The sequence below is a fragment of the Enterococcus sp. DIV1314a genome, from assembly GCF_051713805.1.
Classification (GTDB): domain Bacteria; phylum Bacillota; class Bacilli; order Lactobacillales; family Enterococcaceae; genus Enterococcus_I; species Enterococcus_I aquimarinus.
In genome coordinates, this window is sequence record NZ_JBIOQP010000001.1 from 477838 (window position 1) to 500541 (window position 22704).

The 22704-nt window shown below is 38.8% G+C and carries 19 protein-coding genes; 8 read left to right on the top strand and 11 right to left on the bottom strand.

Annotation, left to right across the window (positions count from 1 at the left end):
* Position 1: 1 nt before the first annotated feature.
* The 4 genes from IGI68_RS02285 (at position 2) to IGI68_RS02300 (ending at position 4603) form a co-directional block, all read left to right on the top strand.
* Positions 2 to 688 carry a response regulator transcription factor gene (locus IGI68_RS02285; protein ID WP_273230915.1) on the top strand — a complete coding sequence of 229 codons (687 nt, stop codon included), beginning with the start codon at positions 2 to 4 and terminating at the stop codon, positions 686 to 688.
* On the top strand, positions 689 to 1660 hold the full coding sequence (locus tag IGI68_RS02290) for a sensor histidine kinase (protein WP_438730092.1): 972 nt from the start codon (positions 689 to 691) through the stop codon (positions 1658 to 1660). It abuts the gene before it with no gap.
* Positions 1661 to 1791: 131 nt separating this feature from the next.
* The gene (locus IGI68_RS02295) at positions 1792 to 2562 is read left to right on the top strand and encodes an ABC transporter ATP-binding protein (protein WP_071874397.1); all 771 of its coding nucleotides are present in this window, start codon (positions 1792 to 1794) and stop codon (positions 2560 to 2562) included.
* A complete protein-coding gene (locus tag IGI68_RS02300) occupies positions 2537 to 4603 on the top strand; it encodes an ABC transporter permease (protein WP_438730096.1) in 2067 nt (688 codons plus the stop codon). Before IGI68_RS02295 ends, IGI68_RS02300 begins: the two co-directional genes overlap by 26 nt.
* 93 nt (positions 4604 to 4696) lie before the next feature.
* Here IGI68_RS02300 and IGI68_RS02305 read toward each other — a convergent pair whose 3' ends face one another.
* A complete protein-coding gene (locus IGI68_RS02305) occupies positions 4697 to 4990 on the bottom strand; it encodes an iron-sulfur cluster repair di-iron protein, ric (protein WP_438730099.1) in 294 nt (97 codons plus the stop codon).
* Between the two features lie 142 nt (positions 4991 to 5132).
* Here IGI68_RS02305 and IGI68_RS02310 point away from each other — a divergent pair, with 142 nt between their 5' ends.
* The 4 genes from IGI68_RS02310 to IGI68_RS02325 all read left to right on the top strand — a co-directional run bounded on the left by IGI68_RS02310 (position 5133) and on the right by IGI68_RS02325 (position 8532).
* Positions 5133 to 6173, top strand: coding sequence for a YncE family protein (locus tag IGI68_RS02310; protein ID WP_438730102.1), 1041 nt, complete (start codon positions 5133 to 5135; stop codon positions 6171 to 6173).
* 323 nt (positions 6174 to 6496) lie between these two features.
* Positions 6497 to 6856, top strand: coding sequence for a transposase family protein (locus IGI68_RS02315; RefSeq protein ID WP_438730105.1), 360 nt, complete (start codon positions 6497 to 6499; stop codon positions 6854 to 6856).
* Positions 6857 to 6961: 105 nt separating this feature from the next.
* The gene (locus IGI68_RS02320; protein WP_438730108.1) at positions 6962 to 7468 is read left to right on the top strand and encodes an RNA polymerase sigma factor; all 507 of its coding nucleotides are present in this window, start codon (positions 6962 to 6964) and stop codon (positions 7466 to 7468) included.
* A gap of 2 nt (positions 7469 to 7470) precedes the next feature.
* Positions 7471 to 8532, top strand: a complete 1062-nt coding sequence (locus tag IGI68_RS02325; RefSeq protein ID WP_438730111.1) for a hypothetical protein — start codon at positions 7471 to 7473, stop codon at positions 8530 to 8532.
* 1670 nt (positions 8533 to 10202) lie between these two features.
* Here IGI68_RS02325 and argF read toward each other — a convergent pair.
* From argF to IGI68_RS02375, 10 genes are all read right to left on the bottom strand, one after another.
* A complete protein-coding gene (gene argF / locus IGI68_RS02330; RefSeq protein ID WP_438730114.1) occupies positions 10203 to 11108 on the bottom strand; it encodes an ornithine carbamoyltransferase in 906 nt (301 codons plus the stop codon).
* A gap of 4 nt (positions 11109 to 11112) precedes the next feature.
* A complete protein-coding gene (locus IGI68_RS02335; RefSeq protein ID WP_438730117.1) occupies positions 11113 to 12294 on the bottom strand; it encodes an aspartate aminotransferase family protein in 1182 nt (393 codons plus the stop codon).
* Between the two features lie 46 nt (positions 12295 to 12340).
* Complete coding sequence (gene argB / locus IGI68_RS02340; protein WP_438730120.1) at positions 12341 to 13204, bottom strand: acetylglutamate kinase; 864 nt, start codon at positions 13202 to 13204, stop codon at positions 12341 to 12343.
* 14 nt (positions 13205 to 13218) lie between these two features.
* Positions 13219 to 14457 (bottom strand): bifunctional glutamate N-acetyltransferase/amino-acid acetyltransferase ArgJ, encoded by a 1239-nt coding sequence (gene argJ, locus IGI68_RS02345; RefSeq protein ID WP_438730123.1) that lies wholly within the window; start codon positions 14455 to 14457, stop codon positions 13219 to 13221.
* A gap of 16 nt (positions 14458 to 14473) precedes the next feature.
* Positions 14474 to 15415, bottom strand: a complete 942-nt coding sequence (argC, locus tag IGI68_RS02350; protein WP_438730126.1) for an N-acetyl-gamma-glutamyl-phosphate reductase — start codon at positions 15413 to 15415, stop codon at positions 14474 to 14476.
* 23 nt (positions 15416 to 15438) lie between these two features.
* Positions 15439 to 16809: an argininosuccinate lyase gene (gene argH, locus IGI68_RS02355; protein ID WP_273230608.1), complete on the bottom strand. Its 1371-nt coding sequence runs from the start codon at positions 16807 to 16809 to the stop codon at positions 15439 to 15441.
* On the bottom strand, positions 16809 to 18038 hold the full coding sequence (locus IGI68_RS02360) for an argininosuccinate synthase (protein ID WP_438730129.1): 1230 nt from the start codon (positions 18036 to 18038) through the stop codon (positions 16809 to 16811). Before IGI68_RS02360 ends, argH begins: the two co-directional genes overlap by 1 nt.
* A 204-nt stretch (positions 18039 to 18242) precedes the next feature.
* Positions 18243 to 19430, bottom strand: coding sequence for a beta-aspartyl-peptidase (gene iadA / locus IGI68_RS02365; protein WP_438730132.1), 1188 nt, complete (start codon positions 19428 to 19430; stop codon positions 18243 to 18245).
* Positions 19431 to 19496: 66 nt separating this feature from the next.
* Positions 19497 to 21188 carry a putative basic amino acid antiporter YfcC gene (gene yfcC, locus IGI68_RS02370; RefSeq protein ID WP_438733199.1) on the bottom strand — a complete coding sequence of 564 codons (1692 nt, stop codon included), beginning with the start codon at positions 21186 to 21188 and terminating at the stop codon, positions 19497 to 19499.
* A gap of 181 nt (positions 21189 to 21369) precedes the next feature.
* Positions 21370 to 22695: a DUF1958 domain-containing protein gene (locus IGI68_RS02375; RefSeq protein ID WP_438730135.1), complete on the bottom strand. Its 1326-nt coding sequence runs from the start codon at positions 22693 to 22695 to the stop codon at positions 21370 to 21372.
* Positions 22696 to 22704: the final 9 nt, after the last annotated feature.

The window sequence follows — 22704 nt, forward strand, 5'->3', positions numbered from 1 at the left end:
GATGAAGATTTTTCTAATCGAAGATGATAAGGCATTAGCCAACTTAATCAGTGCCACGATTGAAAAATATGGCTTTGACGTGACCATAGGAAAAAACTTTCAACATCTTGATCAAGAGTTTCTAGCGATCCAACCTCATTTAGTATTAATGGATGTGAATTTACCTTATTTTGATGGCTTTTATTGGACAAAAATGATTCGCAAACATGCCAATGTGCCCATTATTTTCTTGTCTGCTCGCGATCACCCGATGGACCAAGTCATGGCAATGGAATACGGGGGCGATGATTACTTAGTGAAACCCTTCGTGAATGAAATTCTAATGGCTAAAATTAAAAGTCAATTCCGACGGGTCTACGGAGAATACGCGATTGCTAAAGAGCGAACTGTCATTTTTCGTGAATTAACCTATTATCCCGAACGGTCAGAAGTCCACTACCATCAGCAAAAAGAACTACTTACTAAAAAAGAAGGGGAACTATTAGAATTACTGATCGAGGAAGCCCCGAAAATCGTTCCAAGAGAAACGTTACTCATGAAATTATGGGATGATGTCCGCTTTGTGGATGATAATACGCTCTCTGTGAATATGGGACGGTTACGTAAAAAACTAGAAGATTTAGGATTGGTCAATAGCATTGTGACGATTCGCGGCATTGGGTATCAACTGGATTGGCAGGTGGCGTAAATGGCTTATTATATTAAAACGCATTGGATTCCTTTCACTGCTTGTTTGACAATCATTGCTTTTGTCGCGCTAATTACTGGTTTAAGTGACACTTTAGGTTGGCGTTTATCTTTGTATTTTTTAGGCTTAAGTGCCTTCTTATTCCTAGGTTTATTTGCTTATGATTATTATACCAAACGCCATTTATATCGATTTTTATCGGGTCACACGAATCAACTACTACCGGGTGACAGTAGCCCCGTTAGCCAGAAGATTCAAGTCTCATTTGATCACGTTCGAAAAAAAGAAGAGCAACAACTTTTACTCCAAACGAAACGACAAGAACAACAAATTACCTTTATGAATTTATGGGTTCATCAGATGAAAACTCCCTTGAGTGTGCTCGAAATGATGGCTCAAAACAAGCAATTGACGCCATCAGCTGTCTTAACAGAAACACAACGATTAAAAAACGGACTGAATATTGCCCTCAACGAAGCCCGGTTAAGTGCTGGATTCCAGACCGACTTCGTACTGAAAAAACTCTCTTTAACCCATGTCGTCTCGAGTGCGATTAATACGCAAAAAACAGCTTTTATTCAGCGAAACATTTATCCTGCTATTTCAATTCCGGAAGAAATGATGATCATTAGCGATGAAAAATGGTTGGCCTTTATGATTGAACAGCTCTTAACGAATAGTTTGAAATATTCTTATTCCGAGGGGAAAATCGATGTGACAGCTATCGCACACGAGGAGACGATTCAACTGACGATAACCGATTATGGTGTTGGAATCCCCGCTTCCGATTTACCTCGGGTGAAACGACCTTTTTTCACGGGCGAAAATGGGCGAACATTTGGTGAAGCCACGGGGATGGGTCTTTATTTAGTCAATCAAGTCGCCGAAGGATTAGATATTCAGCTACAGATTGACTCTATTTTTGGTCAAGGTACAACGGTTACGCTTGTTTTCCCTAAAATCAAACAGTAGTGTGGCAGCTTTTTTCTGTCACACTTTTTATTTTCTTACAACTTTGTAAGGATTTTGTCAGCTTCAGCCATAGGTAAGCCAGATTTTTCTTGCTAAACTAGCTGTATGATAACACTTAGGAGGACACATCTATGTCATTACTATCAATTAAGCAATTAACGAAAAATTATACTGGCGAAGTCACAGTTGAGGTCTTAAAAGGAATTGATTTAACGGTCGAAAAAGGCGAAATGGTCGCAATCATGGGACCTTCCGGCAGTGGGAAAACGACCTTGCTCAACTGCATCGCAACGTTGGATCAACCAACAACTGGAGAAGTCTTACTTGAAAATGAAAATCCGCATCTTTACAACAAAAATCGTTTAGCGGATTTTCGCCGGCACAAACTTGGTTTTGTCTTTCAACAATACAATTTACTTGCCCCACTAACCGTGATTGAAAATATTGTCTTACCGCTGACGTTAGATGGCGAAAAACCGGCATTCATGTTAAAAAAAGCGGAAGACTTGTTAGATGAACTTGGTATTTCTGCTTTAAGAGATAAGCGTATCTATCAATTATCCGGTGGTGAAATGCAGCGAGTCGCTATTTGCCGCGCGTTAATTCATGATCCTGCTTTGATTTTAGCGGACGAACCGACAGGGAATCTCGATTCAAAATCTGCGGATGATGTGATGGCTCTGCTGAGTCAATTGAACTTCGAACGCCACGTCACTACGTTAATGGTGACACATGATCCCTTTGCTGCAAGTTACTGTCATCGGGTAGTCTTTATTAAAGACGGGCGTTTCTACAATGAAATTTACTTAGGGGAAAATCGCGATGAGTTTTATCAAAAGATTTTAACCGTTTTAAGTCACTTAGGAGGTCGTAGTCGTGAACTTCTTCAAGCTGATTACTAATAACGTTATCCGTTCTTCTCGCATTTATGGAGGTTACTTTCTCAGTAGTAGCTTTTCTGTTTTTGTTTTCTTTTTATTTTCCATTTTAAATTTTCATCCTCAACTAAAGTCTGGTCTGGGTGGTAGTAATGGCAACATCGCCACATTAGCTGCGATGGGAATGACTGTCAGTCAAGTGCTGATTGTGGCACTTTCTTTTATCTTTTTATGGTATTCGTTTGGTATTTTCTCAAAAGCTAGAAAACGTGAATTGAGTATCTATGTCATGCTAGGGATTCAGCCTAAAGATCTGCGCAAATTACTGTTCGGTGAAAACATGGTCATTGGCATCGGCGCCATTATCTCTGGGATTACGATTGGATTAGTCTTTATGAAAGCCATCTTAATTATTGTGCAAAACATTTTAAGTTTGACTACGGGACTCGATTTTTACTTTCCAACAGTGGGGATTGTGTTAACCATTGGGGTTTATATCATCTTATTTTTACTCGTTAGTTTCTTTTTGACTTTAAAAATTGAAACCGCCAATTTAACACAACTAGGGAAAAGTGAGGAAATGCCTGACAAAACTCCCAGAGCCAATCCTGTTTTAGTCCTATTGGCGTTTATCAGTTTAGGTATCGGCTATGGTTCTCTTGTTTACTTTGTAAAAAGCATTTACAACAATAATATTCTTGTCTTACTTTCTTGTGTCATGTTTACCGTTATCGCAACCTTTCTCTTTTTCCATCAAGTGAGTGTTTATTACTACTTATGGCGAAAAAAAAGGGCGGACTATTGGCAAGGAAAACAGTTACTCTTAACTGCAACCGGGATTTATCGTGGGAAAGAAAATGCCAATTTGTTTGCTCTTATTACTTGTACCGCAGCCGTTGCTCTGGTCGGTGTCTCTGTGACCGCCAGTTTAGGCAGTACCGAAGCCAATACAAGAAATAACCTTCCCGCAGCGTTGGTAATCAATCATTCTTTTGATCCGACTCAAATAAGCGAAGCGGAACACCCGATTTTACAATTGGGCCAAGAAATTTTTGAGCAATTAGCAAAAGCAGGCTATGAACCGACTTATGAAAAAATCCAACCAATCCCCTTTGAATATACCCTTAAAGAAGAGAACGTTTCTAATTATACCGGCGTTATTTCGATTAGCGACTATAATCGACTCGCGAAACAATTAGGAATGGAAACCTTGGTAACGAAAGAAAATGAATTACTGCTTCCAGCTTTCGATTTAGAAGAAGCAACCTATTTCAAAGAATTCGGACAATCCTATCCCATTTCAATTGTTGATTTGGAAGGGGATTTTACCTTAACAGAGGTCCCGATTCCTTTTCGTCTTTCGGTTTATAATCAAATTCTGATTGCACCGGATTCTCTTGTGGGATTGATTAAGGGAAAAATGCAAACAGAAGACATGCCTTACAGCGAAATCTATCAATTCATTCATTATCAAAACTGGGACGATGGTAGTGCCTTGAATAAGCAAATACTCACTCGATTAACTCAAAAAGTCGTTGATTTTGAAACGGCAATGGAAGAATACCACTCGATCGATAACGAAGAAGCTTCTGCAGAAAAATGGAATGACATTATCAATACAAAATACTTGGAATTCGATTCTCTTTATCATAATCTCATTCAAAAACGCCAATCAAATGGCTTTATTTTAATGATTGGGTTGCTGATTGGTGGGGTTTTCTTCCTTTTTGCTTCTTCTATTCTTTATTTCCGCCTCTTTGGGGATTTAGATAAAGAAGGACGCTTGCATCGCAGTCTCTATCAAATTGGCTTAACGCCAAAAATGCGTCACCAAATCGTGACACGCCAACTATTAACCATGTATTTCTTACCAATGATTGTCGCGACGTGTCACTCTGCTGTGGCTTTCTGGGGAATTGTTCAATTAGCTGAAGTGAATTTATGGCACTATTTCTTCATTATCATCGCGGTCTACTTTCTTTTACAATTCCTACTCTTTTGGATTTCTCGTTGGCGTTATCTGACTCATCTCGATTTACGGGCAGAAAACCCCCAAGCTTTTTAGACAAAGAGGAACTGTGAGCAAACTCGCAGTTCCTTTTTGCCTTCAAGAACATTGCTCGATAAACGGACCACAACAATCTGCACGTTCTTATCTCTACCCTTGATAAGCGAAATCCATTTCTTTCAACAATCGGTAGGTCTTTTGATACCCTTGACACCCATCTTCTGGTGGTGTGTAATTTGCTGTAATGCTTCGCAATCGTTCGAGTTGCAGAGCTAGCGTTTTTTTATCAAGCATAGCCTCTTGGACATTGGCCTGAATCGCTAAAAATAATTGACGGACTTCCCGTAGCTCTGGATGGTTTTTGCCGTGTACCTTTTCAATCGTCCGCGTCAATTTATCTAAATCTTCCAGCTTATTCGTGACATCGAAATCAGTTTTTTTCATCTTTTTTCCCTCTTTCTTCATTGGATACTCTCATTATACGAAGATTTTCTATGGGATAACTTGATTTATATCAAGAAAGAATCACTTTACTTTGTTTTTTCGGTACTTCCTTGTAAAATAAAACAAAAAGGAGTGACTAATGATGACTCGATCACGAAAAATAATCATAACAAGCGTTTTGATGATGCTGATTACGATTGCTTTATTTATCTTTTTTCTAACTAGAAAACCTTATTTTCATAGAGGATTTGAAGCTCGGTACCCCGAAATCGTACCAGCGCTGTTAACCAATGCTCCTTTCGATCAATATCTGATTCCAGACTTAGAAAATACCGAAACGATTCATACGAAAAGCGGAGAAGTCGAAATCGGGCAAGGAATGGTTCCCCAAGGACTTGCTTTAGCAGAAGATTGGCTCATTATTTCGGCTTATAGTGAAGAAAAAAAATATCATTCCGTGTTATATGTTTTAGAAAAAGCAACAGGTGAACACGTTAAAACCATCGTATTGCCTGACACCCCACACTTAGGGGGCCTCGCGTATGATCCAACCGCGCAAAATCTCTGGTTAACGACTGAAACGCCTGATGATACCGCGCAACTTTCCGCGATTTCTTTGAAACAAATCGCGGAAGATCAATTTGAGAAAACAAAAGAACCAATCCAATATTTAGAAGAAATTGCCCTTTTTGATCTAGAAAAAGCTTCTTTTATCACCTATCATAAAAATAACTTAGTCGTCGGTCGTTTTAAAGAAGAACACGACGGCACACTCGTCAGCTATCCACTTGACAAACAGGGACTTCCTATCCAAGAAAAAGTCAGTGCGCCACAAGAAGTTCGCGGAGCCGATCCAGTTAAAGAAGTTGTTGAAATCACCAAGGAATTACAAGGTGTCACATTCTACGAAGATCAGATTTTATTTTCTCAATCTTACGGAGACAAGTCTTCTAAGCTTTTATTTGCACCAAATAACCTAGCCGCTGACCCTTATGATGTCGATGAAGAAGACTATACGAAAGAAATAACCTTTCCACCTTACATGGAGCAAATTGTCGCAGCTGATGACCGTCTCTATGTTTTGTTTGAATCAAGTGCCGCCCCCTACCGGTTAAAAGAAAATGCTTTTCCCATTGACCGCGTCCTTGTTTTTGATTTGCCAAAACTGATGAGCAAACACTGATAGCTATAACTTTAGTTGCTTTTATTTTATTGTACACTTCTTGGATTATGATGCGACTGTCTTTGATTTTTCAGGGCTGTATAATTTTTGATGTGGATGAAGAAATTCATTCACATCTATTTTTTTACAAAAAAATAGAAACATATGAAACTTCCAGTTAAAATGATAGTTACCATACCACATTTTGAAAGGAAGATTCATATGTCTCATCACGAGAGTATACGAAACGCTATTGATTTAAAAGATAGAAATATTACTTTTGACCATTTATTTTGTGAAGAACAGCGAATCAAAGGAAAAATGCAAAAGTCTATCATGACTTCTTGACTTACCGTCCAAAGGCCTGCCCTTGCTGCGGCGTGGTTAATTTTGATTATTCAATTGTAAAGAATGGCTTTATTCTTTCAAAAGTTAAATGGATTAGCCATACTCACTATCCTACCTACCTCTTTTTACGGAAACAACGGTTTTTATGCCGTGAATGTCAGTCATCGTTTCTGGCAGAATCGTTAGAAATTGAAAAGCACTGCTTTATTTCTCGCAGAGTCAAACAGTCCGTCCTCTTTGAACTCAGTGATGCTACTTCTCATAAAATCATCGATGTTTTAATCGACAATCATTCGAAAACGATCAAAGAAAACTTTCTAACATACTCTTTATCGGCATATTATAAATATTATTAGAAGTACTTTAGTGAACATAAAATTTAGAAAATTGATAATAAATGAAACTTTTGTATGGTTTAGTTACTCTAATAGTATAGAGACAAAAAAGAAGGAGGTTGTCGTGTGTCGAAAGATTTATTTTTAGTTAAACGATCAAAGGCAGGAAATACTGATGCTTTCGTTCAATTAATGATGGCAAAAGAAAAACTATTATATAATATGGCTCGAAAATTCTTAAATAATGAAGAGGACATTGCTGATTGTTTACAAGAAACGATGATTGATGCATTCAAAAACATTAAAAATCTTAGAAAAGATAAATATTTTGATACTTGGTTATGTCGGATTTTGATTAATAACAGTAATAAAATAATCAATAAAAATAATAGAACTCTTGATTACAGGGCGATTCTACATGAAGAAAATAGCTCAAGTATTGATTCAATGGAACTCAGAAATCAGCTGTTGTCGCTAGATTCGAAATATAGCGTCCCGCTAGTTCTTTTTTATTACAATGGTTACTCGATTAAGGAAATCAGTGAGATTCTTGATCTACCTGTCAATACGATAAAAACAAGATTATCCAGAGCCAAATCACGATTAAAAATACAACAAATTAAGGAGGAATAATCATGTGTTTATCCGAAAAAAATCTTAAAAAAACAATTATGAAAGAAGAAGAATTATCTATGGTTGTACGCAATAGACTAGATGAAACCTATAAGAATATCCTCAAAGAAGAAACTTCTAAAAAGACAAAGCCTAAATTAAAGTATATCTATCCGTTAATTGCCGTATTTAGTTGTATCATCATCATTAGCATGACTCCGCTTGGATTGGCCGCGGTTAATTTACTTAGATTTGGAGATTTCACCTCAGATAACCTGAAACAAAACCAATTTATCAGTAAAACTTTTGCTTCAGATGTCGATCAAAATATTCAAATTCAACTACAAGAACATTATTTTGACAACAATGCTCTAGGCTTACATTTCTCTATCAAATTACCGAGAGATTCTAATTTATTAGCTAGTGACATAGAAGAATATATTTTAACATTTGCAATATCAAACGAAGAAGATCAAACGATTATTAATTTTAACATGGATGACATAGACGTTTTAGATAATATTCAATCAACTAGTGTAGATTACGCTATAGATAGAGAAACGAACACATTAGAAATGACCTATCGATTACAAGCTAAAGAAAAAGGCAATCTGTTTGAAGTGGAGAATGCTACCCTATCAATTGGGAGCATCAAAGGAATTAAAAATCAGGGGAACACTCAAGGCGAAAATCATCTATCAGTTGAAGAAGTAAAAGGTGATTGGAAATTTCCCATTGATTTAACAACAAAAGAATTTGATCCAATTAAATTCTTACCATTGGAAGGAAAAACTTATGGAGTAAATGGTGCCATTGCCTATCCCACATCATTTATCGTCAATCTTTCTAAAGATGGATTTGAACAATTGGCTGAGCAACAAGAAAACGGAACTTTTCAATTAAAAGTCATAAATGGTGAAAAAAAACAAACGTACGAAGCTAAAAATACGAAAATTAACCATCAAAATAATCAAGATTTCTTTGAAATAACTTTTGAATACTCTGGTTATGATCAATTTTCAGAAGTCATTTTCGTTATTAATAATAAAGAGGAAGTTTTATTAAAATCAAAACCTTCAGTATGACTTGAAGATTTATTATATTGATTAAATCACTATTTGCTGGTTATACCTTAATCTAAAAATATACAAATAAAAAACCGTACCGATTCCAAAAAGTTAGATTATTAGATCTAACTTTTTGGAATCGTTTTAAACAATATAACTTTTTTAGTAGTTTTTTCACTAATGGTACAAAGATAATTTTAGACTAAAACCCCTCATTTATTACTATCTATACTAAAAAAATCCTTTATACGGAATCTAGTATGACTTATCCAAGACCAATAAAAAGGAATAACGCATAGATAAGTATAACAAAAAAAACTGTCTTTCAGAAATGGTTTTTTGCGATAAATTTTAATGAATGATCAAAAAAGCCCAAATGACTATTAAAAATTTGAATATTATCATAAAAAACTGGATTTTGAAGTAACCATCAAGATTCTTTTACATGCGATTTACGAAGAATTGCCAAGCTATCGCGAAATCAGACATGCTTTAATGGATAAACGATTGTGCCGAGAAGTCGGAATCGATTCGTTTTCATATAGCTCCTCGTCTCGCAGAGGAACGGAAATAAACATGACTATCCTAATGAAAATATTACAAATCTCGTACAGAAAGTTTCGAAATAACGCCGGATTTCAAAAACATCAAGCCATCAATTAATTGATTCGACAATGATTCCTTTAAATACAAACTGGTTCCATTGGGCAAATTTCAGTCAGATGAAATTCGGCATCAAACTTCAATTAAATCTCTATAATATAGATCAGGACAATCAATATCCATAAAAATTCACGATAACGAAGTCGCTGACAAGTATCAAACACGTTGGAAAATCGAATTTTTCTTTAAGTATTTCAAATAGAATTTGACCATTAAACATCTTTACTCGCAAAGCGAGCAAGGCGCGATTGATCACGTGATTCTTACTCTGATTGCGGCGTTGCTTACGTATTTAGTAAAGATTGATTTGAATACTACTGCCACACTCTTTCAGTTAAAAAGAGCGTTTCACTATCTCTGATTTGAGCCTGCGAATCGATGGTTAGACAAATACCGTTCGAGTAGCTGATTGTTTAAATGTTGTTTTCACTTCAGCTTTATTTGAATAATGGCTAAAAAATTTCGGAAAAAGGACATCCTATGTGCTATCATTTTTTTAAAATTTTTTTTCAGGATATGATGTTTCCAGATGATTCTGTTAATTGTAAAGTATTATATATGCACCACTAATAAAAAAGAAGAAAAATTCAGAATTTATTCTAATCGAACAGATAAGGACGGTTTCAAAAGACATCTTAAAATATATGAATTTAAGTCTTGCTTCGATTATCATGTTAGAAATTTATCTAACCATTCAAAAAGCAATAAAAATCTAATGAAAAAGCGTAGTACTTTCAAGCTCACGCAAGAGAGCTACTAAAAGAGGATATCACAGGGGAAATTTAACGCCAAATAAAATTACACAGGATTTAGGATTAGCGTCAATGTCACAAAATTTAAGGAAATATAGAAAGTATAGGAACGTAATTAGACAAGAAAACAAGTATTCCAAAATGAGTTGCCTCATTTTGGAATACTTGTTTTCGTTAAAGAGACTTTTGGATCAGACTCAAAAAGTCCAATTTTTTGAGGCACTATGAATCCTATCATGCGGGTAGTGCGGATTTTGTAGTAGTCGTGTCTATTTATTTTTCCATTAATTTGACTAAAATTGCTTTTTGAACATGAAGGCGATTTTCTGCCTCATCAAAAATGACGTTTGCATACTTCTCAAACACTTCGGTCGTGATTTCTTCTTCACGGTGAGCAGGTAAACAGTGTAAAACAATCGCATCGCTCTTGGCATTTGCCATGACTTCATTGTTGATTTGATAGCCCACGAAATCTTGTTGGCGTTTTTGCGCTTCTGCTTCGTCTCCCATTGACGCCCAAACATCGGTAACCACGACATCCGCCTCTTTGGTAGCCGCTAAAACGTCCGTTGTCTGTTCAAAATTAGGATTGTCTTTCACAAAAGCAGCTATTTCTGGATGTAATACATAACCGGCAGGAGAAGCAAGCGTAAATTTCATGCCAACTTTCAAGGCACCCACAATAAACGAATTCGCCATATTATTCGTATCGCCAATGAAACAAACTTTTAACCCTTCAAACGAACCTTTGTATTCACGTATCGTCAGTAAATCGGCAAAAATTTGGCACGGATGAGCGAAATCTGTTAACGCATTAATCACTGGAATCGTACTGTATTTTGCAAATTCTTCCACTTCGGCTTGTTCAAAAGTCCGAATCATGATGCCGTCACAATAGCGAGACATGACACGTGCGGTATCAGCTGTCGGTTCTCCGCGTCCGATTTGCAAATCATTCGCACTTAAAAATAGTGGATGCCCACCTAGTTGGTACATGCCGACTTCAAAAGAAACCCGCGTTCTCGTGGAGGATTTTTGAAAAATCATCCCCAGTGTTTTGCCTGCTAGACGAGGATGGGGAATATTATTTTTCAGTTCATATTTCAATTGATCCGATAAATTTAAAATCTCCGTAATTTCCTCTGTTGATAAATCGATTAATTTCAGTAAATGCTTCATACTTTCACTCCTTATTTGGTTGGTTTAACACGTTTAACAAGATTTCCAAACCGGTTTTTAATTCGGTCTCACTAATCGTTAATGGAGGCAACAAGCGAATTTTATCTTTGGCCGTTAACACAATTAATCCTTCCGCTAAACAATCATCCACTACTGTGGCAGCTTGTTTCTGTTGCAACTGAATCCCGAGCATCAGTCCCATGCCATCGATTTGCATGACTTCTGGCGTATGTGCGAATGTTTCCCGAATCAGGGCTTCTTTTGCTCGAACTGCTTCAAGTAAGCCGTCATCAACCTTCTCGAGTACGACGTTCGCACCTGCACAAACAACAGGATTTCCGCCAAAAGTCGTTCCATGATCGCCATACTGCAAACAATTTGCTAAGCGTTCATTACATAAAAAGGCTCCAATTGGCAAGCCACCGCCGAGTCCTTTGGCTAACGTGGTGATATCCGGTTGAATACCATAGTGTTGGCTGGCTAAAAATTGACCCGTTCGTCCGACTCCTGTTTGAACTTCATCGGCGATTAGCAACAAATCATTCTCTTGGCAGACAGCAGACAGTGCTTTTGCATACTCAGGATCAAGCGGATTGACGCCACCTTCTCCTTGAATCCATTCAATCATGACTGCACAAACCGTATCATCTAATTTCGCAAGCAAATCATCGATGTTATTTGCTTGCGCATAGTCAAATCCTTCTGTAAAAGGATGAAACGACTGATGGAAGACATCTTGACCGGTTGCAGCGAGCGTCGTAATCGTGCGACCATGAAAAGAATTCACTAAACTAATAATTTTATACCTTTTTTTGGCGGCACCGTATTTATCAAAGCTATATTTACGCGCGAGTTTAATCGCCCCTTCATTGGCCTCTGCTCCGGAATTCGCATAGAAAACCTTGGCATAACCCGTCTTTAAACACAACTTTTCAGCAAGAATTGCCATTGGTTGGGTCACATATAAATTGGATGTATGTTGTAAGGTCTGACTTTGCTTGGCAATCGCGGCACTCCAATCATCGTCACAAAATCCCAGTGAATTAACGCCAATGCCACTACTAAAATCAATGTACTGCTTGCCATTTTCGTCATAACACGTGGCATTTTCTCCGGAAACGATGCAAAGTGGTTTGCGCGCATAAGTATTCATCACATATTTTTCTACGAGTTCTTGACTCTTCATTCAATCCCTCCTTCTTCAATTCTTCTTTTGGATACGACGTCAGCTATTAATAAAACATCGTGCCAATTCCTTCTTTAGAAAGTAGTTCAATTAAAATCGAATGAGGGGTACGACCGTCGATAATAATCGACCGTTTAACACCACGACGAATCGCTTCAACGCAACATTCAATTTTAGGAATCATGCCATCGCTAATCATCCCTTGTTTAATCATACTTGGAACTTCACTCACATGAACGGCTGAAATCAACGTCTGTTCATCATTTTTATCCCGTAAGACACCTTTAATATCAGACATTAAAATTAAATTTTCCGCATTTAACGTAGCCGCAATTTTGGCTGCCGCGGTATCGGCATTAATGTTGTAAGTCTGCATATCCTCCCCAATCCCAATCGTTGAAACGACCGGGATGACACCTTGTTCTAATGCATTTAAAATCGGAGTTGGATCGACGTGAGTGACTGTTCCGACAAATCCCAAATCAATGTCCGATTCTTTTTTCTTCGCTTTTAACATCGAGCCATCAATCCCACATAGGCCTAACGCCTTTCCACCACTTTTTTCTAAGTGCGCGACGAGGCTTTTATTTACTTTGCCGGCTAAGACCATTTGAACGACATCCATCGTTTCTTGATCGGTATAGCGTAATCCTTCGATAAAATGACTTTCTTTCCCGATTTTGTGTAATTGCTCATTAATTTCGGGTCCTCCGCCATGAACGAGCACGACTTTGACCCCAATTAACGAAAGTAAGACAAGATCTGCCATCACACCATCTTTTAAGACGTCACTGGTCATGGCATTGCCGCCGTATTTCACCACGACGATTTTCCCGTTATATTTTTGGATGTAAGGAAGAGCATCCATTAATACTTCGGCTCTTAATGTATCTGATATCGATTTTCCCATCGGTTACTCCTTTCTTACGTATGATAGTCGGCATTAATTTTGACATAATCATACGTTAAATCACAGCCCCAAGCCGTCGCTTCTGCCGTGCCTTCCCCTAAATCTACGAGAATAAAAATTTCATCGGCGGTTAAAATTTGTGTTAATTCTTGGACCTTAAAGTCGGCACGAGTACCACGTAGACAAACCGTCGCTCGGCCAAACTGCGAAGCTAAATCGACACGGACTTTTTCAATTGCAAAGTCGCCTTCTGCATAGCCAATCGCACATAAAATACGGCCCCAATTCGGGTCTTGACCAAACATCGCACTTTTCACCAAACTAGACGTGATAATACTTTTCGCAACAGCTTTCGCAATCCCTTTTTCTTTTGCACCGGTGACGTGACATTCTAATAATTTGGAAGCTCCTTCTCCATCTTGCGCAATTTTACGCGACAATTGCATTAAAACAAGATAGAGTCCTTGAAGGAATGCTTGATACGCCGGCGAATCTTCTTCTGTAATTGGCGGATTACCAGCTAAACCAGACGCTAGTACCGTCACCATATCATTCGTTGAGGTATCGCCATCAACCGAAATCATATTAAAGGTTTCTTCTGTGACATCTTTCAAGGCTTTTTGTAATAAGTGCGCTTCAATCGCGACATCTGTTGTGACAAAACAAAGCATCGTTGCCATATTGGGATGAATCATCCCACTACCTTTTGAGATTCCGCCAATTTTTACTTCAGTGCCCTCTAATTCAAAAGACAACGCATATTCCTTTTCACAAGTATCGGTCGTTAAAATCGCCGCGGCTGCATTAGCATTACCTGTGCGACTTAGTTGAGTCTTTAAGGTTGGACAAGCATCGATAATCAAATCAATCGGCAACGATTCCCCAATAATGCCGGTAGAAGCGACTAGCATATTCTCACTGGCTATCCCTAATTCTTCGGCAATTGAAGTACACATTTTCGCTGCGTTTTCTTCTCCGTCTGGATTACACGTATTAGCATTGCCGCTGTTGATGATAATCCCTTGCGCCACAGGATTGATCAAATGCCGTTGGGTCACATAAATCGGTGCCCCTTTGACTTTATTTTGCGTATAGACTGCGGCTGCCTGACAAAGAACATCGCTATAAATCAGCGCTAAATCAGGCTTATTTTTATTTTTTCGTAACCCACAATGCACGCCTGCTGCTAGGAATCCTTCTGCCGCACAAACTCCCTGACTGATGACGTGATGTGGAAATTCTTTTACTCTCACGTTTACTTCTCTCCTTTTAAAATGAATCGATCAAAGAGGTTCTTTCATCCATTCCCATCATAATATTTAAACACTGAACAGCCGCTCCTGAAGCGCCTTTTCCTAAATTATCTAAGCGTGCCACGAGTAAGATTTGATCTTCATGGCCGGAAACAATGATGTCCATTTTATTCGTATCAACTAGTGCGTTTGCGGCTAAAAATTCATTCGTCGCAAACGGTTGAACGTCAATAAAAGTCGTCTTTTGGTAATATTTTTCCAATAATTGATGAATCTCTTGGGCCGTTCGTTGCTCGGTTAAAAAGCGTGTATGTAAAGGAATTGACACGAGCATCCCTTGATAAAAATCCGCAATACTTGGATTAAAGATTGGTGGATAGGCTAAATTGGAGACAGCTTGCATCTCTTTTAAGTGTTTGTGTTTTTGATTTAAACCATAGAGTCTTGGCGCATCATATGCCGTGGATCGACTTTGCGCTTCATACGCTTGAATGGTTGACTTTCCGCCGCCACTATAACCGCTCACCGCGTGGCATGTCACCGGATAGTCTTTTGGCAAAATCCCGACCGCTACGAGCGGATAAACTAAAGCTGCAAATCCACTGGCGTAACATCCCGGGACAGCGACTCTTTTTGAGCCTTCAATTTTCGCCCGATGACTCGCCGATAATTCAGGAAAGCCATACGCCCAATCCGGATGCGTCCGATGAGCCGTTGAAGCATCAATTACTTTTACTTGTTCATTATCGATTAAGGAGACAGCTTCTCGCGCCGCTTCGTCGGGCAAACAAAGAAACGTATAATCCGATTGATTCATTAATTTTTTCCGTTCATTCACCTCTTTACGTAAATGCTCCTCAATTTTAATGAGTTCTAAATCGTCACGTTTTTCTAATCGTTGAACGATTTTTAGTCCGGTTGTTCCTTCCTGTCCATCTATATAAACGGTTTTCTTCACGAGAGATTCCCTCCAGTTTTCTTTTATAGTGCAGCTAGTGCTTCTTTTATTTGCTTTTCAACAGCTAGTTTTGCGGGTCCGCCAATGACATTGCGTTCGTTAACACACGTAATCAAATCGATGGCTTCGTAGATGTCTTCGGTGAATAATTCGCTTAATTGTTGGTACTCCGAAAGTGGTAATGCTTCTAAAACCGTTTGCTTTTCAATACAAAGCGCGACTAGCTTGCCAGTAATATGATAAGCATCCCGAAAGGCCATGCCTTTTTTCACTAAATAATCAGCGCAGTCGGTCGCATTAATAAAGCCTTTTGCCGCGGCTTGACGCATATTGTCTTTTAAAACGGTCATCGTCTCAACCATTGGTGCTAAAGTCGTTAAGCAAAGCTTCACCGTGTCTACGGCATCAAAAATCGCTTCTTTGTCTTCTTGCATATCTTTGTTATAGGCCAGTGATAATCCTTTCATCATCGTCAGCAAGGTTACTAAATCGCCAATCACCCGGCCCGTTTTCCCACGAATGAGTTCCGCAATATCGGGATTTTTCTTTTGTGGCATAATACTTGAACCGGTCGCATACGCATCATCTAGTTCAATAAACTTGAATTCCCACGAACACCACAAAATAATTTCTTCGCAAAAACGAGAAAGATGCATCATTAAAATCGCTAAGTCACTCGTCAACTCAATACAAAAATCGCGATCCGAAACGCCGTCTAAACTATTTTTCGTGATATCTGAAAATCCTAGAATTTCAGCGACACGGTACCGATTAATCTCATAGGTCGTACCAGCTAGGGCACCACTTCCTAATGGCATGACATCTAAGCGTTTTTGACTATCTTCTAAGCGCTCAACATCGCGTAAGAACATTTGAACGTACGCCATTAAATGATGCGCAAACGTAATCGGTTGAGCGCGTTGGAGATGGGTGTACCCACTCATAACGGTCTCCGTGTGTTCCTCCGCAAGTTCACAAAAAACTTGAATTAACGCTTTCGTTAAGCCAATTAGCTCATTTGTTTCATCTTTTAAATAATACCGTAAGTCGAGTGCCACTTGATCATTCCGACTTCTGGCGGTATGGAGTCTTTTGCCTGTTTCACCTAATTTTTTGGTTAACTCCGATTCGATAAACATATGAATATCTTCGGCTTCTTCATCAAAAATCAATTTTCCTGTTTCAATTTCGGCTAAGATTTCTTCCAAACCGCCAACAATCTTGCGAGATTCTGCTAACGGAATAATTCCTTGTTCGCCTAACATCGTCGCATGAGCGATACTGCCGTAGATATCATGTTGATACATCCGAAAGTCAAAACGAATCGAGCTATTAAAATCATTCACTTTTTGATCGACTTCTTTTTTAAAGCGTCCCGCCCAAAGTTTTGCCATTACTGACCACCCTTTTCATCAAGCAAGGCTTTTACTGTAATTGGTAGACCAAACAAGTTAATGAAACCTTCAGCATCTTGGTGGTCATAAACATCGTCTTCTCCAAAAGAAGCAAACTCTTCGCTATACAATGAGTAAGGTGATGTTAAGCTGACGTTCGTGATATTTCCTTTGTATAATTTTAATTTCACTTCCCCAGTCACTGTTTTTTGTGTTTCATCAACAAAAGCACTCAACGCTTCTCGCAAAGGGGTGTACCATAACCCGTTGTAAACCAGTTCTGCGAATTTTATCGCGACACTTTGTTTATAATGTTGCGTGTCTTTATCTAAACAAAGAGTCTCAAGTGCTTGGTGTGCATGATACAAAATCGTTCCGCCTGGTGTTTCATAAACGCCTCTTGATTTCATCCCGACTAAACGATTCTCGACAATATCGATAATGCCAATCCCATTTTGTCCGCCAATTTTATTTAAGGTTTTAATCAACGTCACACCAGTCATTTTTTCGCCGTTTAATGCAACAGGAATGCCTTTTTCAAAAGATAACTCAACATAAGTGGGCTCGTCCGGTGCTTGCTCAGGCGTCACACTCAATTCTAAAATTTGTTCATATTTTGGCTCATTAGCTGGATCTTCTAGATCAAGTCCTTCATGGGATAAGTGCCATAAGTTCATGTCTTTAGAGTAGTTTGTTTCTCTTGTAATTTTCAACGGAATGTTGTGTTTTTCTGCATAGGCAATCTCATCTTCCCGTGATTTCAATTCCCATGTTCTCCAAGGTGCAATGATTTTCATATTAGGTGCGAACGCTTTGACTGCGAGTTCAAAACGAACTTGATCATTTCCTTTTCCAGTACATCCATGACAAATCGCATCCGCACCTTCTGCTTTTGCGATTTCCACTAACCGTTTGCCGATGATCGGACGTGCAAAAGAAGTTCCTAATAAATAACCATTTTCATAAACAGCACCCGCTTTTAGCGATGGAAAAATATAATTTTCGACAAACTCATCTTGTAAATCTTCTATATAAAGTTTTGATGCCCCTGTTTTCAAGGCTTTTTCTTCTAGTCCTTCGAGTTCAGCGTCTTGCCCGACATTTCCTGTGACCGCAACGACCTCACAATTATTGTAATTTTCTTTTAACCAAGTAATCATAATGGAAGTATCTAGCCCACCTGAATACGCTAGTACTACTTTCTTAATGTCATCTGCTTGTTTCGCCATTTTATCTTCCTCCTGTTTTGTTTGTTACTGTATACTATACGTATATTTTTTCTAAAATCAAGGTTTTATTGTATATTTATTCATTATTTTTCGGTTAATGTTTGTATTTTCGTATATTGTCAATTATTTTATTCACCTTTTATCTTTCGTAAAATAACAAAAAGAAGCAGTCACTTTTTTGCAGTGACTGCTTCTTTTTCTACGTTATTTCCCGAGTTGTTCAAAGGTTCCCCAAACTTTTACTTCTTTTTCTGCGACCATGACTTGGCCTTTTGCAATAACAGTTCGAAGCTCTAACGTCTCTTTATCTAGTAAACATAAATCGGCATCTTTTCCAACGGCTAAGACGCCTTTATTTTCAAGTTTTAAAATCTTGGCAGGATTACACGTAATCGCTCGAAGGGCAATTTCTAATGGAATCTCTTCTTTAAAAACGGCTTCTTTGATTCCTACCAGTAATGATTTCGCACTACCAACGCCCATACCAATAAATTGGTTTTGCTCATTAAAGTAAGGTAAACTTCCTTGACCATCTGAAGTCATCGTAAAGTTATCGAGACTAATATCTTCGGCTAAGAAACGTTTTAATGCTTTACTAAAGCGAACTTCACCATCTGTTTTTTCCCAGAAATCCGGATTTTCACTACCGGTAAAATCAATCACGCCACCTTTTTTAGCGAATTCTAAACACGCTTCAAAGACTTCTTGGGTGCGATTGGCATGCGTTGGTAAAAATTGGGTAATTGGAATTTCTGTTTCTTCGATCGTTTGGTTGATAAGTTTTAATCGATCGCTACCATCACCTAAATGGACATTCACAATGCCCGCTTTACCTGATAACATCCCACCGACACGAGCATCCGCGACAGTCCGAGTAAATTCAGCGAAGGTTGGTTGCGACGAACGATGGTCAGAAATTGCAATTTCTCCCACGCCAATAATCTTATCAATCGTTAGCAAATCTTTGATAATGGAATCTGTCACTGGTTCAATCGGCAAACGATACGAACCATCGTAAACGTACGTTGTAATCCCTTCTGTTTCAAGACCATGTGCTTTGCTTAAAAGTGCCACCATGTCTCTGCCGACGCCATCGGTCCCAAGACAACCCACAACGGTCGTGACACCTGCTGTCGTTAATTGGCTTAATGTCACTTCCGGCGTCCGATTGTGATAGCCATTTTCGCCACCGCCACCTAAAATGTGGAAGTGGCAATCGATAAAGCCTGGGGTTAAGATCTGTCCGCTCCCATCAATTTCTTCAATAGTTAGTCCTTCAAAGCCACCCGTGATTTCGTCTTCAATTGCGACGATTTTATCATTTACAATGAATACATCCATCGTCCCTAAAAAATCAGGCGCATAGATTTCTGCTTGTCGAATGATTTTCATAATTCGTTCCTTCTTTCTATTAAAAAAGCTGAGATGGCGTTGACCATCTCAGCACCTTATTCTATTTTATTGTAAGCCAATCCCAATAGCAATCATAATGAAAATCGTTCCTAAAACAAATAAGAACCCTTGCATCTTGATTTGGAATTTTGCCCATTTTACCCACTCAATTCGTGCAACACCTAGCACACCAATCAGACTAGCGGAAACAGGTGTGAAAGCATCCATGAAACCAGAACCTAATTGATAAGCAAGAACGGCAACTTGACGGGATACCCCAACGATATCCGCTAAAGGTGCCATAATTGGCATCGTCAATGCGGCTTGACCAGAGTTAGACGTTACAACTAAATTGAATAAACTTTGGAAGATATACATCACCCAAGCACCTAACCAAGCAGGTGCGCCTACTAATAATTCTCCAATACTATGAAGAACGGTATTTAATGCAGATGCAACGTTCGCATCTGATCCACCTAAGACAAGAAGAATTCCTTTTGCCATCCCGACCACAATAGCCGTTCCTGCTAAATCAGAAGCCCCTGACTGAAAAGAAGAAGCAACATCATTGATGCTCATTCCCTCTAGATTAAAGAATACAGCTGTAATCCCTGCAGCTAATCCCATTACGAAAAATTGAGAAGCAATTTCTGGAATATAGTAGCCTTTTTGAGTTACACCCCAGATAATCCAGATTAAGACCAATAACATTTCAACGAGAACTAATTTATGACCCAATAAGAAAGGTTTATTTTCATCGTTTGTTTTTTGAATATGTTCACGGAAATAATTATCCGATTTATAACTGAGTGATTTTTCCGGATTTTTGCGAATTTTCTCGGCATAAATCATTAAATAAATAGCAGATAAACTTGTCACCACAAACCACATGATGAGACGGAATGTCGCACCGGAAAGCACTGGCACACCAGCGATTCCTTGAGCCACTGCTACACTAAAAGGACTCATCCAAGAAGTCCCATTCCCAATTTGCGAAGCCACATACGTTACCGTCACTGCCACGATGGAGTCATAACCTAACGCAATGACGAAAGGCACCATAATCATCGCAAAAGGAATGACTTCTTCGGCCATCCCAAAGGTTGCACCACCAAACGAAAAGGCGAAAAAGAGCAATGGTAACGCGAGACGTTCTAAGCCTTTTGTTTTACTGATGAAAGCAAAAATCCCGGCTTCAATCGCTCCCGTGCGCATAATAATACCAAATGCGCCACCCACGACTAAAATCAACGCGGCAATCCCGACAGCTGATCCGTATTTATCACCTGAAGTTAATCCTTCAAAAACAAAATTTAAAAAACCAAAACCGCCAGTGTCATCGGTTCCCCATACACGAGCTGTCCGATGAAGTTTTTTACTCGTATCATAGATTTCCATGCCATACATCTCATATAACACGTCATCTGTTAGCGATACTTCATCCAGTTCTTCTTGCGTGAGCGCTTCTTCTCCAGCCGCTAAAACTTCTTCCAATCCTTCTTCCGGAACTTCGAGTGCTTCCATTTCAGTTGGATTATTTTGTAATGCTTCTAATTGCTCAAAGACAAATGCTTGATCGAGTGGATGCGCGTACCGGAAAGAATCTTGACGTAAGACCGCTCGCGTACTGACTCCTCCATTACCATCATCGTATTCAATCTCTTCTGTACTAAATTTCCCTGCAGGTACTAGGAATGTTAACAACCAAGAAAAAAGTACAACCCCAAAAATAATCACATAAATATGGGGTGTCTTCATTTTGGTAAAGTCACGTTTTTTCTTTTTTATTTCTTTATTTTTTTCCACTTTTATCTTCCTTCCATTAATATTTATGAATAAATGACCTATTAGCCTTGAATATTATACATGATTTTATCCAAAAGGACATTGGGAAAACATGAGAAAACAAAAAAAAGAGATGAATTAGCGCCAAGCTTTTTCATCTCTGATTCTTTCTTTCTCTTTTTCCACGATTTTGCCGTGCCTGACGACGTTTTTGGGTCGTTTTAATATTGTGCAAAACCATAACTACTGCAATGATCATTAAGATACCGACACCTGAAAAAATGGCTAAACGACTTTTCCTACTCAAAGAAGGAGTCGCCATTTTTTGAGTCACTTTTTTAACACGTTTTTCCGGTGAACTCACCACGGTTATCCTTTGTGTTCTTTGTGGAATCACTTCTGAAACGGTTGGTAGCGCATGATTCAACCTCACAACATCCTCCGTTACTTGCAAACTTAGATCGCTATCTTTTCGAACTGTATCGTATAAATCATTTGCTACAGCTACTTTTTGCCCATTGATTTCATGTTCTCCAGCTTTTAACACGACTTGATACTCAAATTGGCTAAAGCCATATTCTAAGGCTGCATTGGCAAACGGCTGACGTAGATACTCTCCCTCTTGATTCGCCCAGTCTCCGACACCAAGAACGACCGTAATTAACCGTAAATCATCACGTTGAGCCGTCATAGAAATATTGAATCCTCCCGTTTGACTCGATCCTGTTTTCAATCCATCAACCCCTGCATACGCATAACGAAGTCCCGGTAAAGAATAGTTATACGTATCGAAAGTTTCTTCGTAAGGAGTGCCTGCCATCACTGTGTATTGCGCGGTAGCGGTGTATGCTAGAATTTCTGAATATTTTTGCAATAAATGATAGATTAATATAGAAAGATCTCTTGCTGTTGTCACATTATCTTCCCATGGATTCAAAGCGCTACTATCCACTTCAGCCGGAACGTATAATTCTTGAAAGGCGGAGATTTGGGCTCCTGTCGCATTTTGAATCCTCGTTTGAGTCATTCCTAATTCTTGAGCTTTCGTATTCATCATTTGTAAAAAAGTAACAGGACTCGGTTCAACCAATTCAGCTAACATCAGCGTTGCCACATTGGATGAGGGCACCAGTACCATCGGGATCAACTCTCGTACTGGATATTCGACTCCACTCACAATGGGTGCGTTACTTAAAGCATAAATTTGCGAAATCGCTTGATACCGTTGGGTTGCTACAACTGTCGTATCCAAGCTAAGTTTTCCTTCTGCCATCGCTTCATACACCATATACAACGTCATTAATTTCATAATACTCGCTGGATTTCTCGGAACATCAGGATTTTCTCCCCATAAATATTTCCCGGTATTGGCGTCAATTAAAATCACGGAAGCCGGACGATCATATTCACTTACCTCATAACCTGCTTGTTGAATTAAATCCATCATTGTCGGTTCTGTTTCTTCACTTTGACACTCCACACGACTAAA

Bases quoted from the DNA above. Each gene is read 5' to 3' on its own strand.
- yfcC (WP_438733199.1), bottom strand. From the start codon at position 21,188: ATGAAGACACCCCATATTTATGTGATTATTTTTGGGGTTGTACTTTTT.
- argF (WP_438730114.1), bottom strand. From the start codon at position 11,108: ATGAAGCATTTACTGAAATTAATCGATTTATCAACAGAGGAAATTACG.
- IGI68_RS02305 (WP_438730099.1), bottom strand. From the start codon at position 4,990: ATGAAAAAAACTGATTTCGATGTCACGAATAAGCTGGAAGATTTAGAT.
- IGI68_RS02360 (WP_438730129.1), bottom strand. From the start codon at position 18,038: ATGGCGAAACAAGCAGATGACATTAAGAAAGTAGTACTAGCGTATTCA.
- IGI68_RS02290 (WP_438730092.1), top strand. From the start codon at position 689: ATGGCTTATTATATTAAAACGCATTGGATTCCTTTCACTGCTTGTTTG.
- IGI68_RS02310 (WP_438730102.1), top strand. From the start codon at position 5,133: ATGACTCGATCACGAAAAATAATCATAACAAGCGTTTTGATGATGCTG.
- IGI68_RS02285 (WP_273230915.1), top strand. From the start codon at position 2: ATGAAGATTTTTCTAATCGAAGATGATAAGGCATTAGCCAACTTAATC.
- IGI68_RS02295 (WP_071874397.1), top strand. From the start codon at position 1,792: ATGTCATTACTATCAATTAAGCAATTAACGAAAAATTATACTGGCGAA.
- argB (WP_438730120.1), bottom strand. From the start codon at position 13,204: ATGGGAAAATCGATATCAGATACATTAAGAGCCGAAGTATTAATGGAT.
- IGI68_RS02335 (WP_438730117.1), bottom strand. From the start codon at position 12,294: ATGAAGAGTCAAGAACTCGTAGAAAAATATGTGATGAATACTTATGCG.
- argH (WP_273230608.1), bottom strand. From the start codon at position 16,809: ATGGCAAAACTTTGGGCGGGACGCTTTAAAAAAGAAGTCGATCAAAAA.
- IGI68_RS02325 (WP_438730111.1), top strand. From the start codon at position 7,471: ATGTGTTTATCCGAAAAAAATCTTAAAAAAACAATTATGAAAGAAGAA.
- iadA (WP_438730132.1), bottom strand. From the start codon at position 19,430: ATGAAAATCATTCGACAAGCAGAAATCTATGCGCCTGATTTTTTAGGG.